The sequence below is a fragment of the Paenibacillus sp. OK060 genome, assembly GCF_900101205.1.
Taxonomy (GTDB): Bacteria; Bacillota; Bacilli; order Paenibacillales; family Paenibacillaceae; genus Paenibacillus; species Paenibacillus marchantiae.
In genome coordinates, this window is record NZ_FNFR01000005.1 from 350,200 (window position 1) to 366,408 (window position 16,209).

General features: G+C 44.9%; 13 protein-coding genes and 1 pseudogene. 7 read left to right on the forward strand and 7 right to left on the reverse strand.

All coding sequences use genetic code 11. The annotated features are described in order from the left end of the window. Nucleotides 1–162 precede the first annotated feature (162 nt). From BLS14_RS20180 to BLS14_RS20190, 3 genes are all read right to left on the reverse strand, one after another. Nucleotides 163–1,587, reverse strand: a complete 1,425-nt coding sequence (locus tag BLS14_RS20180) for a glycoside hydrolase family 1 protein (RefSeq protein ID WP_063565380.1) — start codon at nt 1,585–1,587, stop codon at nt 163–165. Nucleotides 1,588–1,834: 247 nt separating this feature from the next. Next, nucleotides 1,835–3,292, reverse strand: a complete 1,458-nt coding sequence (locus tag BLS14_RS20185; RefSeq protein WP_062325655.1) for a glycoside hydrolase family 1 protein — start codon at nt 3,290–3,292, stop codon at nt 1,835–1,837. 279 nt (nt 3,293–3,571) lie between these two features. Beyond that, nucleotides 3,572–3,862, reverse strand: coding sequence for a hypothetical protein (locus tag BLS14_RS20190; protein ID WP_090953613.1), 291 nt, complete (start codon nt 3,860–3,862; stop codon nt 3,572–3,574). Between the two features lie 148 nt (nt 3,863–4,010). On the opposite strand from BLS14_RS20190, the pseudogene BLS14_RS20195 reads away from it, so the two are divergent. The 3 genes and pseudogenes from BLS14_RS20195 to BLS14_RS20205 all read left to right on the forward strand — a co-directional run bounded on the left by BLS14_RS20195 (nt 4,011) and on the right by BLS14_RS20205 (nt 6,753). Then, nucleotides 4,011–5,074 (forward strand): annotated as a pseudogene (locus tag BLS14_RS20195) (suppressor of fused domain protein). 18 nt (nt 5,075–5,092) lie between these two features. Further along, nucleotides 5,093–5,851 carry a LuxR C-terminal-related transcriptional regulator gene (locus tag BLS14_RS20200; RefSeq protein WP_090953615.1) on the forward strand — a complete coding sequence of 253 codons (759 nt, stop codon included), beginning with the start codon at nt 5,093–5,095 and terminating at the stop codon, nt 5,849–5,851. 113 nt (nt 5,852–5,964) lie between these two features. Further along, a complete protein-coding gene (locus tag BLS14_RS20205; RefSeq protein ID WP_063565378.1) occupies nt 5,965–6,753 on the forward strand; it encodes a hypothetical protein in 789 nt (262 codons plus the stop codon). A gap of 106 nt (nt 6,754–6,859) precedes the next feature. Here the strand turns inward: BLS14_RS20205 and BLS14_RS33490 are convergent, their stop codons facing one another. Continuing rightward, nucleotides 6,860–8,611 carry an ABC transporter ATP-binding protein gene (locus BLS14_RS33490; protein ID WP_072734614.1) on the reverse strand — a complete coding sequence of 584 codons (1,752 nt, stop codon included), beginning with the start codon at nt 8,609–8,611 and terminating at the stop codon, nt 6,860–6,862. A gap of 170 nt (nt 8,612–8,781) precedes the next feature. On the opposite strand from BLS14_RS33490, the gene BLS14_RS20215 reads away from it, so the two are divergent. The 3 genes from BLS14_RS20215 (at nt 8,782) to BLS14_RS20225 (ending at nt 13,619) form a co-directional block, all read left to right on the forward strand. Then, on the forward strand, nt 8,782–10,200 hold the full coding sequence (locus BLS14_RS20215) for an ABC transporter permease (protein WP_072734795.1): 1,419 nt from the start codon (nt 8,782–8,784) through the stop codon (nt 10,198–10,200). A 12-nt stretch (nt 10,201–10,212) separates the two neighbouring features. Next, nucleotides 10,213–11,727, forward strand: coding sequence for an ABC transporter permease (locus BLS14_RS20220; protein ID WP_090953620.1), 1,515 nt, complete (start codon nt 10,213–10,215; stop codon nt 11,725–11,727). 65 nt (nt 11,728–11,792) lie between these two features. Beyond that, complete coding sequence (locus BLS14_RS20225) at nt 11,793–13,619, forward strand: ABC transporter substrate-binding protein (protein ID WP_090809719.1); 1,827 nt, start codon at nt 11,793–11,795, stop codon at nt 13,617–13,619. 77 nt (nt 13,620–13,696) lie between these two features. Here BLS14_RS20225 and BLS14_RS20230 read toward each other — a convergent pair whose 3' ends face one another. Further along, the gene (locus BLS14_RS20230; RefSeq protein WP_090809717.1) at nt 13,697–14,188 is read right to left on the reverse strand and encodes a hypothetical protein; all 492 of its coding nucleotides are present in this window, start codon (nt 14,186–14,188) and stop codon (nt 13,697–13,699) included. Nucleotides 14,189–14,374: 186 nt separating this feature from the next. Between BLS14_RS20230 and BLS14_RS20235 the strand changes: the two genes are divergently transcribed. Next, nucleotides 14,375–14,575, forward strand: coding sequence for a hypothetical protein (locus BLS14_RS20235; RefSeq protein WP_063565515.1), 201 nt, complete (start codon nt 14,375–14,377; stop codon nt 14,573–14,575). Between the two features lie 132 nt (nt 14,576–14,707). Here the strand turns inward: BLS14_RS20235 and BLS14_RS20240 are convergent, their stop codons facing one another. Both BLS14_RS20240 and BLS14_RS20245 read right to left on the reverse strand, forming a co-directional pair. After that, nucleotides 14,708–15,445 carry a cyclase family protein gene (locus BLS14_RS20240; RefSeq protein WP_079696317.1) on the reverse strand — a complete coding sequence of 246 codons (738 nt, stop codon included), beginning with the start codon at nt 15,443–15,445 and terminating at the stop codon, nt 14,708–14,710. 82 nt (nt 15,446–15,527) lie between these two features. Further along, nucleotides 15,528–16,157 (reverse strand): type 1 glutamine amidotransferase family protein, encoded by a 630-nt coding sequence (locus BLS14_RS20245; protein ID WP_090953622.1) that lies wholly within the window; start codon nt 16,155–16,157, stop codon nt 15,528–15,530. Nucleotides 16,158–16,209: the final 52 nt, after the last annotated feature.

The window sequence follows — 16,209 nt, forward strand, 5'->3', positions numbered from 1 at the left end:
CTTCTGGTTTTGCCTGATTGAACAGTAACAATCCAGTATTCATTAGCCTTAGGCCCATCTTACCATATAATTATCCATCTGACAATGTTTTTGTGAAAGCGGTTAATGTGCTTGAATATGACACAAGAAGATGCTGCCCACATATGTCTTTGGAACTAGAAATTAATGGTTTTCGGATTTTAGACTTGCGCCGTTTGTATCAATAACTTCTTTGTACCAATGGAATGATTTTTTCTTGTAACGATCCAGGGTACCTGATCCATCATTGTTACGGTCCACATAGATGAAGCCATAGCGTTTCTTCATTTCTGCTGTGGATGCACTCACCAGATCGATGCAGCCCCATGAGGTATAACCCATGACTTCAACGCCGTCTTCAATCGCTTCACCCACTTGCACCAAGTGATCATTCAGGTATTGAATCCGGTAATCATCATTCACTGTTTTATTGCCATTTTCGTCTGTGATCAGCTCATCGACTGCACCCAAACCATTTTCGACAATAAACAGCGGTTTTTGATAACGATCCCAGTATTTATTCAGCGTTACGCGCAGACCTTGCGGGTCAATCTGCCAGCCCCATTCACTTGCTTTGAGGTAAGGGTTCTGTACACCTGCAAACAGATTCCCTTTGCCTTCAACACGTTTCTGTGGGTCACCTGTCTCACAAATACTTACATAGTAACTGAATGAGATGAAGTCCACTGTATGTTTCAGAATTTCAGCATCGCCATCTTCAAACTTGATGTTGATATTATTCGCTTTGAAGTAACGATTGATGTATTTCGGATAATAGCCACGTGCATGAATATCGGCAAAGATGTCATTCCGCTGTTCTGCATGCATTGCAGCTACCACATCATCCGGATTTGGAGTTAACGGATAGGTTGGCATACTGAGTACCATACAGCCAATTTTCGCTTCAGGCATAATCTCATGACCCAATTTAACCGCCAGCGCACTTGCCACCAGCTCATGATGGATCGCCTGGTACAGATCCTGCTTGGACAGTTCTGCTTTTGGTGTGAAAATGCCGCCACTCATGAATGGTTCTTCCAGAATGGAGTTAATTTCATTAAACGTCAGCCAGTATTTTACTTTGCCTTTGAAACGGTTAAACAGCACAGTTACATAACGCTCATAGAAATCAATCATTTTACGATTAACCCAGCCATCATACGTTTTGGACAAATGCAGCGGTGTCTCATAATGAGAGATCGTTACGAGGGGTTCAATCCCGTATTTGTGGCACTCGTCAAACAGGTCATCATAGAACTGCAGACCTTTTTCGTTTGGCTCCAATTCATCGCCTTTAGGGAAAATACGGGACCAGGCAATGGATGTGCGGAATACTTTGAAGCCCATTTCAGCAAACAACTTAACATCCTCTTTGTAACGGTTGTAGAAATCAATACCGATCAATTTCAGGTTATCCTCTGTCGGTCCTTCCGTTCTTGGCGTCGTAATCCCATGCGGCATTACATCCTGAACAGACAGGCCTTTGCCATCTGTATTGTAGGCTCCTTCGAGCTGATTGGCTGCGACTGCGCCGCCCCATAGAAAATCTTTCGGAAATGGTGTTGTCATATCTGTCATTCCTCTCTGGTTACGTTATCTTCATTCTTTGTTAAAACGGTTGACCCTATGCCCGTAAGCACTTGTTTCGATCAGTTCCACATCAATAAGCGGACAACACGCCAACTAAAGGGCTTCAGATCAGATAATCACCGATGGCCTGCTTTATGTTGGGTTTTGCCCGCTTTATGCGGTAACAATCCGCGAATAGCCTAATTACTTACAGCGATCCGGGTTCAAGATAAGGAATCAGACCAAATTATAGTTGCTCACCATTGCTGGCAATTACGTTTTTGTACCAGTCAAACGAATCTTTCTTCGAACGTTTGAGTGTTCCATTACCTTCGTCGTCCAAATCCACGTAGATGAAACCATAACGTTTGGACATTTCAGAAGTGGACATGCTCACGAGGTCAATCGGGCCCCAAGCTGTAAATCCAATCAGATCCACACCGTCTTTGATCGCTTCTTTCATTTGTTCGATGTGTTTCTTCAGATAGTCCACACGATAGGAGTCATGAATTGAACCGTCTTCTTCAACACGGTCATATGCACCCAGGCCATTTTCTACGATGAACAATGGTTTCTGGTAGCGATCCCAGAAGTTATTCAATGTTACGCGCAGACCGATCGGATCGATCTCCCAGCCCCAGTCGGAAGCTTCCAGATAAGGGTTTTTCACACCGCCAGTCAGGTTACCTGTTGTTTCTTCTTTGTCTGCGGATGCAGATTTGGTTACGGACATGTAGTAACTGAAGGAAATGAAATCAACGGTATTGTTGAGCAAGATTTCGTCATCGCCTGCTTCTTTCTGAATCACAATGTTGTTTTCTTCAAAATAACGAGCCATGTAGTTCGGGTATTGACCACGAGCATGCATATCCGTAAAGAAGAGGTTAATCTGATTCTCATGTTGCGCCAGACGAACATCAACCGGGTTACAGGTCGCAGGGTACGTCTCCATACGAGCGAGCATACAGCCCACTTGGGAACCAGGAATAATCTCATGTGCAAGCTTGGTTACCAGTGCACTTGCTACAAATTGGTGATGCAGCGCTTGATATGTCGTTTGCAGTTGGTTGTCCACTTTATCAATCAGGATACCGCCGCCAGTGTATGGGCTAAATAACATCACGTTGATTTCATTAAACGTCAACCAGTATTTCACTTTATTTTTATAACGGTTAAACACAGTCTCTGCATATCTCACATAGTGCCCAATCACTTCACGGCCTGCCCAACCATTGTATTTCTGTGTCAGACCCAGCGGAGTTTCATAGTGAGACAAGGTTACCAGCGGTTCAATGCCGTATTTCAACAGTTCGTCGAAGACGTCGTCATAGAATTTCAAGCCAGCTTCGTTCGGCTCTTGGTCGTAACCATTCGGGAAAATACGTGCCCAGTGAATGGACAAACGGAACACTTTGAAGCCCATTTCAGCAAACAACGCGATATCTTCTTTATAGTGATGATAGAAATCAATACCAAAGCGTTTAGGGAAACGTTCTTCAATTTTGCCAGAAAGGATCTCTTCAATTCGTGTAGAGGAGATTTCCATGGCATGTCCACCTGTACGCTTCTCTTTAGGAACATGCGCAATCATATCCGCAGTAGAGAGACCTTTGCCGTCCTTATCGAATGCACCTTCTAATTGGTTGGCAGCTGTAGCGCCTCCCCACAGGAAGTTTTCGGGGAATCCTTTTTTTGCCGTGGTCATAACGAACAACCTCTTTTCGAATTTTATTTGGGTTTTTCCCGAATACAGCGGCTGTATTTCACGCCAAAAAACAAGAAAAACCTAAACTCAAGGTAAAATAGCTCGCAAAAAAAGAGCCTTCATTTCACCATCAGTTTAGGTTTTGCCTGTCTGCACAGTTACAATCCATCAAAAGATGTTATTGCGTATTCGGTTGTTTTCTCTTGTAATGTAAGCGTAACATATCTGTTTTGCAAAATCAACTTTCCGCTCAATGCACTCGTCGACCACCTTTGGACGTTATCGAGGCATTCGCATAATCGCTGCTCTTAGGGAATTTGTATCCCCGTATTCGAGGTAGCTGGCAGGACTTTCGTCGCCCAATGCAGGAACTTTCATGTCTATCCATCTTAGCGCATATTCACCCATTTCACATAATATAACCTTGCTAATATCTGCCGGAATCCCTCGCTGCTCTGCACATTCAGCCCATTTTGGGTCCACATGTAAATATGATTTTTCAAAGAGTTGCACAAATGAGTCCCAACTGCCTTGATTAAATTCCGCCAGATATAACTCTTTCATACTCATGTAAATTCCCTCCCTGAAATAGACATCGTAACCCCCAAGTCCTACGATAAGCAATTCATCCTTAAGCCGCTTGAAACCGATTTTGAAAAAGGTAGACTTAATTTTAAATGTTTTTCGGGAAAATGGATAGCCAAGGAGGAACACAACAATGACTGAAGAAGCAAACACATCCGGTTGGGATGCCATGATATAGCAGTTGGTAAGTTATATGGAGATCAGGAACCACTTCACTATGGTACAGCCATTCCTTATATGCTCGGTGGACCTGGTCCGCTAAATGGAATTAGCGTATACAAAGTGGATGCCCCCATACCTCACTGGCATTTCATTACCTATGGTTTTTCAGAACTGTATGAGAAGGAATCGGAAGATCTCGAGCATAGCGGTTATGGATTTGAAATGACGTTTCGGCTTACCCGGAGTGAGGGTGAGTCCACACCCCCGTCTTGGGCTCTGAATCTATTACAGAACGTTGGACGATATGTTTTTACTAGCGGAAACGTATTTCATGCAGGAGATTACATGGATGCAAATGGCCCCATTTGTCTCGGCTCAGATACATTACTAACCGCACTTTCTTTTATTGAAGATCCTGATCTGACAGAGATCTCCACACCCAATGGAACGGTGAAATTCATTCAGATGGTGGGAATCACCGGTCTGGAACTCGAAACGATGCAAACATGGAACACCCGCGGATTGTTAGCAGCCTTTGTTGAATTCATGCCAAAATACGTTACGGATCTCATGAGAAATTCATATTTGGATATCCCCTCAGTGATACAGGCTGTTGAGCGTGGGATTGAAGAGGAAGGTTCCAGTACAGCATTTTTATTCATACAACAACTGGCCTGGACATCTCCACGCAAGAGAATACTGCAAAAAAGTGTACCCGCTGAACTCCAGATCGGAGCAAAACAAGCCCAAATTATCGGAAAAATACTACGTTGCCGCTTTTCAAAAGGCGCTCCACTGTCCCTAATCGGATCAGGAGTGAACATTACGTTCGAAGCCGGGGGGACACCTTCATTTTCTGAGGATGGCAACCAGATTAAGGTAGTTGTGCATGAACAAACCGTATCGGAGTTAGTTGCAAACCTTCGCCCAGTCGAGCAAATATTTGAAATTGCTTCACTGCCCGGCGTTCTCTTTCGAATTGCCCGCACTGAAATTACCGATCAGGATGGTCATGTGATCGAAACCATCGGTTGATCACAAGGAGGTAACCATATGTCAAGAACATCTTCCTTACGGAAGAGCTGGTCCGAGAGCGAAAATTTTACTCCCGGTATGGCACATATTCAATATTTAACTAAAACCAATCTGGACAGGATTCGCAAAATCAATCATTTTCTGATTAACGCCTTCCAGCAGAGTCTCTCGGATATCAAAGAAAACCTATCCAGCACGTATCTCTTTCTGCTCACCGACGGGCATGGAGTTCTGCTTGCCATGGATTATAGCCCTGATTTGGAACAGGTGGTGAAACAGTCACCCATCCGCCCGGGTATGATCTTTACAGCTAGAAGCTGTGGCGTCAATGCCATATCCGAATCAATGGATAAACATGGGCCTGTTCAGCTGTCCCCTGAGCAGCATGAGAATCCACTTTTTCAGAACTGGCATTGCTACGCTGCACCTTTGTCGGTCGGTCTTCAACATGTTGGCTACCTGGACGTCTCCACCATTAATGCAGACATCCAGAGTGAGCTGATTGCAATCGCCAAGCTGATCCCGGCCCATATGCAAAATCGGTATCAATCTAACCTTGCCTCGTCGGTAACAGAGCAGCCATCGATTGAATTCACCAAGCGACAGTTAACCATTCTGAAAATGATCTCTAACGGACTGACGGTTAAAGCCATTGCTTTGAAATTGAAAATAAAGGAATGCACCGTAAATCACCATAAAAAAGTGATTTTTAACAAATTAGGTGTACAATCCAGCACGGAAGCTGTTTCAATTGCCAGCCGTCTGTCTTATCTATAAAGGTACACCTATAGATTCCTATAGGTGGTCAACACGAACATCTGTGCTAAGATTTTAGGTACACATGAATTAGAGAGAGAACAAGAACACACACACATTTTCAGGAGGGTAATATGTCTAATCCAAAAAAAGCTTCATTGTTTGCCATGTTAATTATGATTCTGTTGGTTGCTGCAGCCTGCGGCGACAAAGCGGATAACAACGCTAAATCGAAGGAATCCACTGCAACAGAAACCACTGCCGGCACAGATACAGACACAGCCAAGACAGAAGATACGGAGAACACGGAGAGCTCCGAAGCATCCACTTCCGAGTCCAAGGAAACAGATAACTCCAAAGACGTTGAATTGGGAACTACGGAAAAAGGCTCTTACAACAATGACTATTTCGGAGTTTCGTTGAAATTCCCCGAAGCTTGGGAGTTCCAGGATGCCGCAGGCATGAACGAGCTGACTAACGCTTCCTCCGAAGTTATTGCTGGAGATGATGAAACGAAGAAAAAACAAATTGAACTATCTCAGGCCAAAACACTGAACCTGTTGATGGCTTCACAATATCCATTGGACGGAAGTCAAGTTGGCCCTTCCGCCATGGCGATTGCTGAAAAAGTAAGCCTGCTGCAAGGAATTCGTACCGGTAAAGATTATCTGAAAGCAACGAAGAAATTCATGGAGGACAGCCAGTTCCCTTATGAATACAAGGAATTCACAACCGAAACCATCGGTGGCAAAGAGATGGATCTGATGCAAATTACGATGGATGCGGGCAATGGATCAACCATTACGCAAGATTACTACAGCACCATTATTGAAGGTTATGCATTCAACTTCATCTTCACCTATTTGGATGATACTACAAAGGCCGAGATCGATAACATTAAGAAATCCGTGCAGTTCAAATAATACACTCACTGTCACAGTGCTTGCTGTGCATGAATAGAACCCCGCGCAATGACCTTCTACAGATCATTGCCGGGGTTCTTTTTCGAGTAAAAATGAATGTTTCACCTTATCCGGAAATGGCCACCCAATGTCCCTCTTTTACTTCCACCCATCGGGACTGTTCCAGATTATAGCGATCTTCCACTTCTACCGTCTCTCTTGGGGCTTCGTTTACAGCATGACGTTTTTTCTTCGCTTCCACAGCCGGGTCCGGAACCGGAATAGCCGATAACAAGGCCTTTGTGTACGCATGCTGAGGGTTCGAATATAGTTCTTCACTTTCTGCTAACTCCACAATCTTCCCATTATACATGACAGCTACACGATCACTGATATGTTTAACCATGGACAAATCATGTGCAATGAACAGGTATGTCAGACCGAGTCGCTGCTGCAATTCTTCAAGCAGCTGTACGATCTGAGCCTGAATGGACACATCCAACGCAGACAAAGGCTCGTCACATACAATAAATTCAGGTTCCACGGCCAGCGCACGAGCGATTCCGATCCGCTGCCGTTGACCACCCGAAAATTCATGAGGGTATCGCTGGGCATGAGCCGGATCGAGACCCACCATCTCCAGCAATTCCTCCACACGTTTTTCCCGCTCAGCGGGGCTGCCGGCAAGATGGTGAATATCCAAGGCTTCCCCAATAATGTCCATAATTCTAAATTTCGGATTAAGCGAGGCATACGGATCCTGGAAAATAATTTGCATATGTCTCCTCATCGTTTTCATCTCTGAGGCAGAGAGGCGGTTGAGCGGCACTCCCTTAAACAGCACATCCCCACCTGTAGGTTCATGCAGTCGTAGAATGGCTCTGCCTGTAGTCGATTTCCCGCTGCCCGATTCGCCTACGACCCCAAGCGTCTCCCCTTGGCGAATCTCGAAACTGATATCGTTCACAGCTTTTAAAGTGTTGCCTTTACCCAAATTAAAATGTTGTTTGAGGGACTTCACTTCCAGTAAAGGCTGATCATCTTCCAGATCGCGTGGCACCAACGAGACGAGTTTCGGCTTTTTCTTCTCATCCAGTCGAGGTAATGCATTCAACAGTCTTGCTGTGTATGGATGTTTCGGATTCGCAAAAATCTCTGTGGTTGTGCCGGATTCCACAATCTGCCCGTCTTTCATGACTACAACCCGATCACACATGCCTGCCACTACTCCGAGATCATGGGTAATCAGAATAATGGAAGTGCCCAACTGTGCCTGCATATCTTTCATCAAATTAAGGATTTGGGCCTGAATAGTAACATCAAGCGCAGTTGTAGGTTCATCCGCAATCAGCAATTCAGGACGGCAAGCAAGAGCAATAGCGATCATCACCCGCTGACGCATACCTCCAGAGAATTCATGTGGGTACTGATTGAAACGTATTTCACTCCGGGTAATACCAACGAGCTCCAGCATGGCAATCGCCTGCTTCTTCGCTTCCCCTCTGGAAAGCTTCTGATGTTTAATCAGACTTTCGGTGATCTGTTTTCCGATTTTCACGGTCGGATTAAGAGAGCTCATAGGATCCTGAAAGATCATGCCGATGTCACGGCCACGGATACTCTCCATCTCTTTTTGCGTTTTATGGACCAGATCTACCCCTTTAAACAGGATCTCACCCTTTTTCATCTGCGAAGGAGGAGAGGCAAGCAGCCGCATAATGGAACGTGCCGTCACACTCTTCCCACTGCCGGATTCCCCTACAATGCCAAGCGTTTCGCCTTTCCGCACTTCAAAACTGACTTCTTTCACCGCCTGAAATTCATTCTCTCCGGAATGAAAAGAAACGGACAACTCATTTACTTTCAACAAAGGTTGCATGTGATCACCAGCCCTCATCCATATTTTCACATGTGCTCATATGTATACTCTTCCATACCTTGACAATTAAATAGACTCTAAATAATATATACTATATCAATCGGAATAATGCAATTTAAAATGAGATGAAAGGAGGCTCGCATGGTTTGAATCTTGCAAAAGGCAGCAAAATGTCACAGCTTGTTTACACCCTGGGATTTAATTATGGCAAAATGCTGCTTCATCCCTCCTATCGATATGTTCTATTTATTCTCGGACTGCCCGTTAATTTGGTTGTACTTCTGATCTGGCAATCTAGACGAAAAAGGGATGGCTGGGCCGTGGTTCAACAAGCTGTTGAACGCGATATGCTCTCCACTTCTTATCGGGATAAACTTAGGACGGACGTTGAAGAACAGTTGAGGCGTAAACACCGTTTCTTTCGGCAGCAAGTTAGTGAGGCAGAGTTTAAGCGTCAGACCGAGGAGTGGCTGGAGGAATCCGTTCAGAAGGAGTTAAAGGAACGAACGTTCAGCAAGCTTCAGGAACAGGGAAAACAGCGACTGACGATGGCTGATACATTCCAATCGATGATTGATAAACCTTGGTTCCTTGCGATATCAGTTATTCCGGGCTGTCTGATGTACGCCATGATGTTTTTGTATGGCAATCCTTATCTAAAGTACATATTCGAAAGAATTCTGATGACGGTATTCGTCATTCTGGGCGTAGCTACACTTGTATTCACCATCTTGTACCTGTCCCCATTCAATCCGGCGGCCAACATCCTCGGAGAGACAGCGACACAGGAACAGATCGCAGCTTTTAACCATGTCTATGGCCTGGATCAGCCCTATCTTGTCCAGCTCTGGAACAATATCAAGGGCATAGCGCTATTTGATCTCGGCAAGTCTTTTTCAGGGAATGAAGATGTCACGGCTACGATCGCCAGAAAGTTTCCAATCACGTTAACACTGGCCGTTATCTCCTTGCTGCTTGCCCTTGTCATCGCATTGCCAATCGGCATCATCTCGGCGATCAAGCCCAATTCACTGTTTGATTACACATTCATGTTTATTGCATTAATTGGATTATCGATTCCGAATTTCTGGCAAGGACTCATCTTCATCCTGAATTTTTCGATCAAACTGCAGTGGCTTCCGGCTACCTTCAATCCACAGAACTGGCTATCTATTATTATGCCAACGATTGTTCTGGGAACGGGATTAACCGCTGCGGTGGCCCGTATGACTCGGTCTTCCACACTGGAAGTTATTCATGAGGATTACGTGATGACTGCTCGTGCCAAAGGATTAAGCGAACGACAGGTTCTGCTGAAACATGCAGTGCGCAATGCGCTAATTCCAATCGTAACCGTTGTAGGTCTTCAATTCGGAGGCATGCTTGGTGGGGCGGCTGTAACGGAGAAAGTATTTAATATCAGCGGACTTGGAAGCTACATTGTGGATAAACAGTTTATCCCTGATATTCCGAGCATTATGGGCGGGGTCATATACACAGCGATTACAATCTCCATCATCAATGTTGTGGTAGATCTGTTGTACGCTTTTGTCGATCCCAGAGTTCGTTCCAAGATGAAACAATATTAAAGCAGGTGCACTATGACAAAATCGGGTTCACTTACACAAGAAATGCGTTTTCGGCTTAAGTCTTCACAGGAGTACAGTCAGGCGAGCTTCGCCTGGGTCACTTCCCTTCTCTTGTCGGTGTTACTGTTGTTCAACAGTTATGACTGGAGCCTTCAGGAGTTCAGACCATTTCTGCTGACTGCGCTCGGAATCTACCTATTTTTCACACTGGTCCAGAGTGTACTGACGCTCCGAATTCGGAGAGACCTGATTCAGAAGGGGACAATCTCTGTGCTGACTCGCAGACTTGCCTGGGTCCAGCTGTTGGGTATCATTTCAGGCAATATCTTTATCGTGACGGCCGCTTTTCATCTGATCAAGAAAACAAAGAGCATTGAGTATACATTTGCGGTGTATATGCTGCTGACCCAACTGTTCGTTATTGGGGTCTCGGCACTCAATATGTTTAAACCGTATGTTGCGGATACGTTTTTGCCAGCCATGGCTGTGCTCGTACTTGTCCTTGTCATTGATTTGGTGGTGCTGTTTATCGTATCCCGGTATACCTCAGCCTCGATCATCCCACGCTGGATGCTGGGCGTGAGCGTGATCCTAATTCTGACTTCGGTCACAGGGAATGTGTTCGCACTGCTGCTGGGTATTTCCATCATTGGACGAATCCGCAGGCAGGGTAAACAGAAATCCAACTTCTGGAATGATCTGTGGGAGCGTCTTGCTCCGAATGTCACGGCAATGTCCGGTTTGTTTTTTATCATTTTCCTGTTCTCAATATCGATTTGCAGCTTCTTTACTTTTGATTACAGTATGGCTGTAGAAAATAACTACTCAGCCTTGCTTCAGTCCCCATCGCTCGCCTATCCCTTGGGAACAGATGACTTTGGACGATGTTTATTTTCCCGGATTGTATTCGGTGCCCGTATATCGTTGATCGTAGGATTCATGTCAACCCTGATTCCGGTACTGATAGGCGGTATTCTCGGAGCCTTCTCGGGATTCTATGGAAGACACACGGACAATATCATCATGCGACTGCTGGATATTCTCTATGCCATTCCGGGTATTCTGCTCGCTATCGCCATCATTGCGGCGTTCGGGGCCAATACGGTCAATCTTATTCTCGCACTCAGCTTGGGCTCAATCCCAACTTATGCACGAACCATGAGGGCTAGTGTGCTCTATGTATCTACGTTTGAATTTGTTGAAGCTGCACGTGCACTGGGTTACAACAATCGCTCGATTATTTTCAAACATATTATTCCGAACTCGCTCGCACCCATGATTATCAAGTCTACACTTACGATCGGCGGAGCGGTCATTGCCACCAGCAGTCTGAGTTATTTGGGGCTCGGCGTGGAGCCGCATATTCCCGAGTGGGGCAACATTCTCAAGCTGGGCAGCACGTATCTGGAAACCCATTCGTATCTGGCCATCTATCCAGGTCTTGCGATCATTCTGCTCGTGCTCTCGTTCAACTTTCTGGGTGACGGACTACGTGATGCGCTTGATCCAAAGCTGGAAAAGGCTTAACCACTTCTACAATATTCAACTCAAATTGAATTCCAATGATTATGAACTTATCTGGAGGTATTTTCATGAAAAAACGTATGCTGATAGCACTACTATTAACTTTTGTCCTTGTGGTCTCCGGTTGCAGTGTGAAGACCAAGACGGAATCCCAGTCAGAATCCGCACCGTCAGATACAACAGAAAACACGCAAAACCAAAAACCGGTGGACATCGAATTACTGGCTCAGAGCTCCTCCGAAAATGACGTGAACATTATCCGCGACCAGCTTACCAAGAATGGCTTCAATGTTAAGCTGAACCTGCAGCCGGATTACGGCAGCTACAAATCCCAGCAGGATGCTGGCAATTATGACATTGCGCTGTCCAGCTGGACAACGGTAACCGGGAATCCGGATTACGCAGTTCGTTCACTCTTCAAAACAGGCGGAGACTACAGCATTCTGGCTGATGAAGAAATCGATAAGCTTATTGACCAGGCTGCTACTCAGACTCCGGACGAATACAAGGATACGTATAAACAATTGGAGGATCGCTTGGTAACCGATCAGGCCTATATCGCTCCGTTGTACATTTCCCTGAAAAGTCAGGCTGTGAACAAAGACATTCTCAATGTAGACACCGTTCGCTTGTCCAAATCCCGCGCCATGGCATGGGAACCGATTGAATTCAAAGACAGCTCCAAAAATACAAAAGAACCACTAATTCTTACACAAACCGCTTCCGTCCTGACTTCTCTTGACCCGATCAAAGGAAATGACGGTTCCATCAACCAACTGAACACCAACATGTATGTACGTCTCGTTAACCTGACAGATGACGATCAACTTACACCAGAGGGTTCCCTCTCCCACAATTTCAGCATTGCTGAGGGGAACTCGGAGTATTACTTCATTCTCAGAGACGATATCAACTTTGCCAAGATTGATAATAAAAAAGCGGTAGATACGGGAGAACGTGTCGGTGCAGATGACGTCATCTTCTCTCTTGATCGCGCCAAAAACAAAGATTCCGTACCGGATCACCGGACATACAGCCTGCACGAACATATCAAGGAAGCCGAGTTGGTAACCGATCTGGGCGCCTTGGAATCCGTTCAGCAATCCAGTGGCAGCGGTACGGTTAAAGAAGCACTGGAACAAGGGCTTGGCACCAAAATTACGGAACTGGTCGCGGACAAAAACAAAGCCGATAACGCTGCCGGGAAGTATCAAGTTGTGAAACTTACAACCACGGAACCTTTCCCGCAAGTATTGAACTATCTGGCTCACCAATCTGCTGGCATTGTGTCCAAAAAACAGGTCGAAAGCATCAATACGTATGATGTAGCTTCGTTTGACGTGAATAAAGACATTCCTTACGGCGATCAGAATACCGTGACTGAAGGTGCTGCGTACAACAACACCCTGTATGCCAGCGGCCCATATATCTTGGCATATAAAAATGATTACGAAGGTGTATTCTATCAGAATCCCGGATACCGCAAAGGCTCTGAGTATGCACCCAAAATCTCTCAGGTGAATGTTCGATTCATCTCTGATGCCGACAGTGCGTTGTCTGCTCTTCGCAGCAGTGAAATCCACCTGTACTACGGAGTATCCGAAACAAAGTATGACATCATCAAAAATGACAGCAAGTTGCAATTGCAGAGCATTCCGAGCAATGCGGTTTCCTATCTGCTGTTCAACACAGCCAATCGGGAAGTTGCCAAGAGCAGTGATCTGAGAAAATCCGTGCTCTACTCCATCAATCAGGATGACATTTTGCAGTTCTACAAAAACAATAAACTTAAGGCATACTCTACAGTAAGTCCACTCGTGCAGACCGGGAATGAATTGAAGTCCGATCCGGCAAAAGTAAAAGAATTCTTGAGCGCCTACCAGGCTTCCAAGTAACAATTAAGATAAACGGCTGTCACCCGGATCACTCCAAGATCCGGATGACAGCCGTATTATTTTATAGAAAGAATATATTATGATGAGCAGTCTGCCTGATACCTTCGCTGTACGTCAGGAAGCAGAGTGACGATCTGGATTCCCACTCCCCAGGAAAAATAGACCAGATGGATAACAGATATATGCTGGATCCAGTATACCTGCACCATAATCCAGATGATCAGAGCAAATCCTGTATATAACGAGAACGTCCATCCCCAGTATTGATTCGAGTAGAGATTCAGTTTCTCACCTATTTCCCAGTGAGTGCGACGAAGGAGTGAAATGGCAATGATCATCGGCATAACACCAAGAACCAACAATAGTATAATTCCCGGGATCAGAAAACTGTCAAAAGGGGAATGCTCCAATAATGAATCCGGCATATGGACGAGATTTCCCGAAGGATCGATAATGAGTGCTCCCCCTCCAACCATCGCACCAATGCCCAGTAACCCCTGCATCATAATGAGCGCCCACGATCTTTCAGGTACACATTCACGCTTTATTCCATCATCACTAGTCCTCATCCCTCACCCTCCAGACATTGTTATACAGATATACTGAACGTTCTATTCCATTTTCACATATGGAAAGGGCTGAATCCTGTGCTCTTTCTCACTAAAATCGTCCCCAAAAATTCGATTATGGTAAAACTTGATAAAAGAACGTACGTTCGGTATAATAGAGATATACTTAATGAGCGAGAGGCAGATATGGACGACAAATTTATTAAGGAACTACGCGAGATTAGTCGGGATGACAGACGAAGATCCGAATTTATGATCCAAGGCATGAAGGAAACACTGCAGGGAAGAAAAGAAGAAAGTATATTCAAGCGCTGGGTTCGGCGTAAGAAGACAGAGAAAAAAATTTCACAACGATTCAATCAGGATCCCTCTTCGGATCAAAAGTAACCACATAAAAAGGAGGCGTACTACGCCTCCTTTATTATTTATATGAGCAGTTTGCACACAAATGCCGTTGGTGAATCATTCTGAAAGAACTGTGTGTGAGTCCTTTGCATTATACCTATGTTCAACTTTGTTTTAAGGTAAAATGGCAAACGAGCGTACTGGAAAGCCGGACGCCTTTTCGGCCTTAGGTACGATATTGAAGATCACCGCACCTTTGGCTGGTACCTGATCCAGATTCGTTAACAGCTCTACCTGATATGTATCCTGAGCAAGTACATAATACTCTGCCAGAAGTGCTCCGTTCTTTTGATAGTCTACAGCTGAATCGGTGTCGAAGGTCTCATGGCCAATCGCCTGTATTTTTCTTTCCTCGAATAAAAACATTAGCGCACTGACTGACCATCCGGGTGCATGACTGTTTCCCTCTGCATCCTTGTTGTCGAATGCTTCGTGACTGGGCCAGCGTTTGCTCCAATCAGTACGTAGTGCTACAAAGCTGCCAGCTTCAATAACGCCATGCTCTTTTTCAAACTCAAGAATATGATCGACATCCAGCGTGAAATCCGGATTGCTCTCTACAGCCACAGATTGATCAATGACAACAAGCGGTAGCACAAGCTCCTTCAACCCCAATTCATCGAGATAACGGGTATCACGCACAAAATGGATCGGTGCATCGAGATGCGTACCATATTGACCGGGAAACCTGAAACTTTGGGCAAAGAAACCTTGGTCGTGATTAAACAACGTATCGAATTGTGCCGCATCAAAAGCCGAGAAATGTGGAGATTCCGGTCCAAACGTATGGGTCAGATCCACCCACTTCTTTTCTTTTAATAATTGAATCGCTTGAATGAGCTCATTGGACATCCGAATCACCTCATACATAGAATGGAATAAATTGTTACTATTATATCTTATTCCACTCCATGCGAAAATATCGAAATGTTAGCTATTTGATAGAATTCATTAACTCGAAGAAGTATTTTGGTTCATGAGTCTGATATAGATTGAACCACGAATCTAAAGTCTCCGGTGTAAATACATCTAGTACCTTCAATACAAGCATCGCAAATTCCAAAGGAGCTATGCCCGATGCAGTAACTAAATTGCCATCCGTTACGGCCGGTACCATTTCATAGTATTTTTCTCCAATGTAATGAGGACAAATCATTTTCAAATATTCCAGATCGTTGCTTGTATGCCTTCTGGAGTCTAGCAATCCCACCCTCGCAAGTCCAACGGTTGCACCACATATTGCCGCAACAACATGACCTTTTTCCAAAGATGTCGAAGCTTTTTTTAATATGGGCTCGTGAATGGATTCCATCCAAGTATTTCCGCCTGGAAGAATCAATACATCCGTACTTTCCAACATACACTCATCAACTGAAATGCGAGGTAATATTTCCAATCCCCCCATGGTAGTCACGGGACTTTTATCAACGCCAACAGCAACCACCTCTATCGCCGCCAGCCCTTTCTTAAAATACCTTCCCGAGTTTAATTCAGCAATTAAATAACCTACCTCCCAGTCTGACATCGTATCAAATACATAAAGATATGCTTTTTTTGTATGCATAGTGCACTTCCCTTCTAGTGGATACCCCTATTATAAAAAAACTTCACTGACA